This window comes from Citrobacter sp. Awk 2 (genome assembly GCF_028069815.1).
Classification (GTDB): domain Bacteria; phylum Pseudomonadota; class Gammaproteobacteria; order Enterobacterales; family Enterobacteriaceae; genus Citrobacter.
In genome coordinates this window covers 1-456 of sequence record NZ_JANEWL010000262.1, presented here as the reverse complement: position 1 = coordinate 456, position 456 = coordinate 1, and the positions used below count along the sequence as shown (strand labels likewise).

General features: G+C 55.3%; 1 rRNA gene. It reads left to right on the top strand.

What is annotated here, in order from left to right:
• Positions 1–2: 2 nt before the first annotated feature.
• A 16S ribosomal RNA gene (locus NNO02_RS23540) occupies positions 3–456 on the top strand; the annotation flags it as partial.

Here is a 456-nt window from a genome sequence, read left to right as displayed (position 1 = left end):
TTAAATTGAAGAGTTTGATCATGGCTCAGATTGAACGCTGGCGGCAGGCCTAACACATGCAAGTCGAACGGTAGCACAGAGGAGCTTGCTCCTTGGGTGACGAGTGGCGGACGGGTGAGTAATGTCTGGGAAACTGCCCGATGGAGGGGGATAACTACTGGAAACGGTAGCTAATACCGCATAACGTCGCAAGACCAAAGAGGGGGACCTTCGGGCCTCTTGCCATCGGATGTGCCCAGATGGGATTAGCTAGTAGGTGGGGTAACGGCTCACCTAGGCGACGATCCCTAGCTGGTCTGAGAGGATGACCAGCCACACTGGAACTGAGACACGGTCCAGACTCCTACGGGAGGCAGCAGTGGGGAATATTGCACAATGGGCGCAAGCCTGATGCAGCCATGCCGCGTGTATGAAGAAGGCCTTCGGGTTGTAAAGTACTTTCAGCGAGGAGGAAGG